The 2,005-nt window shown below is 64.1% G+C and carries 1 protein-coding gene and 1 pseudogene; one reads left to right on the forward strand and one right to left on the reverse strand.

From position 1 onward, the window contains the following. Positions 1 to 222 (forward strand): annotated as a pseudogene (locus NKI72_RS34735) (transposase); the annotation flags it as partial. A gap of 314 nt (positions 223 to 536) precedes the next feature. Here NKI72_RS34735 and NKI72_RS34740 read toward each other — a convergent pair. Then, positions 537 to 1,754 (reverse strand): IS110 family RNA-guided transposase, encoded by a 1,218-nt coding sequence (locus NKI72_RS34740; protein WP_352755836.1) that lies wholly within the window; start codon positions 1,752 to 1,754, stop codon positions 537 to 539. Positions 1,755 to 2,005: the final 251 nt, after the last annotated feature.

Raw genomic sequence — 2,005 nt, forward strand, 5'->3', positions numbered from 1 at the left:
CCGCGCAAGGTCGACGACGATTGCCTGATGGAGCTCAGATGGTTCTACGACCGGCGCGACCTTGCCGAGGTCAAACGCGACCTGGCGCAGTGGATTGCCAAATGGCAGGCCAAATACCCGAAGCTGGTCAACTGGGTGGAAGATAACATCGAGGAGACGCTGAGCTTCTATCGGCTGCCGCTGGCTCACCACAAGCACATGAAGTCGACGGATGACATCGACAACCCTGATTTCGACTTTTTCGATTCCTGTTGCGTTTCTTTGTTCGGCTCAGGTGAGCCTGTTTCTTCGTCCCGGCCCACAGGATTTCCCACGCGAGCGTGTCGAGACGCAGTCAAGGCTGGCCGGTGCGATAGCGCCACGGCCGGCTGCGAGGTTTCCAGGCCACGCCTTGACGGCGTCGAGCACGGCGCCATTCTGGAGCGGACCGAGGGCGTCGGTCGTGCCGCCACATTTCCTTGTGCTATATTGGTCCGGCACGGACGACCACGTGGCAAAGAGTGGTGCGAGAGGATGAGAGTGCCGCCACGCAGCCGTTATAGTCGTTCCTCGTTTGTGGCGTCCGTGCGCCGCTTCGGCCCTCGTGACCGCCAATGCCGAACCATTAGCTCGTAGGCACGTTCGGCATTCTCGGCCGCGGCTTTCTCGCTGTTTCGCAACTCCTTCACGTTGTAGGCGTAAGCCGAACCGCGGCGACCGACACCGCGCTCGCCCGGCGCGCCGGCCTTGAGAGCGAGCTGCCTCTGCTTTGCCGCCACCAGCGCCGGGCGAGCCCAGAAGTAGTCCTGCTCCTTTGTCAGCAGATGCCAGATCAACACGGCGAGCTTGCGGGCGAGTGCCACGGCTGCGACCTGATGGCCGCGCTTGTTACGGATGCGTAGGAAGAAGGCCCTGAGCGGTCCGGGCGCCTTCGCCGTCGCCCAGGCGGCCTCGACCAGCATGGCGCGGGCATGGGAACGACCATGTTTGCTGATCCGGCCATATTGCGCCAAGCCAAGATCGGATTGGCGCACACGCGGATTGAGGCCGAAGTAGCTCACCAGCTTCTGCGGTTCGCGAAATCGCCGGATATCGCCGACGGCGGCGATGATACCGCTCGCGACGATGGCATTGACGCCGGTGATCGTCTGAAGCCGCCGGACTTGCACATCATCAATCGCTTCCCGGGCGATGTCGCGATCGAGGTCGGCCAGATCCTCGGCCAGGCGGTCAATCTCGCGGATGTGGCGAGCGATGGCGGCCCGCTCGTCGTCGGGAAGCACCTGCCGCTCGAGCCAGGCGCGACCGCGATTGTTGAACAGATCGGCATGCGGGCACTTCGGCACTAGGTGCGCCTGCAGGATGCTATGCACCTCGTTCTTCACGCGCGTGCGATGCCGAACTACCTGGTTGCGCCGCGCGACGAGGCGGCGAAGCCGCTCGGTCCGGTCGTCAGGTACCCAGACCTCCGGCAGAAAGCCGCTGGCATGGAGCTGCGCCAGAACGCCGGCATCGATCTTGTCGGTCTTAATCCTGGCATGGGCGATCGCCTTCACCTGCATCGGGTTGGCGACAATCACCCGGCCGACATAGGGCGACAGAACCCGCACCACCGCCATGGCGTTGCCCGTGGCCTCGACGACAACCTCATCCGTCCGTCGCAAACTGCGGCCGAACCCTTCCAGTCCCGAGCGGGTCATGTCGACCCGTCCGTGATGGCGCAGCCGGCCGTCTTCCCAAACCACCACCTCCGCAAAGGTGCGGTGGATGTCCATTCCAATCACACGTCTCATCGGCTCCCTCTCCTCAAACAGTCGGGAGCCGGCGGGCGACGCGACACCTACGGATCCGCGCTCTCGGCGCAACCGGGCAGGTCGCAGGGGCGGCCAGCTACTAACGCGAGCTCGCAGCTCATCGAATACATCGGCCTTCCCGCACTTGGCGTGCTCCCGGTGCCCCTGTCCCGGATGGTCGCACCATACGCCGAAAATCGCTCATCTCCAGCGGGGATCGGATGGCACCGTCA

The organism is Mesorhizobium sp. M0437 (assembly GCF_040321335.1).
In the GTDB taxonomy this organism is placed as follows: Bacteria; Pseudomonadota; Alphaproteobacteria; order Rhizobiales; family Rhizobiaceae; genus Mesorhizobium.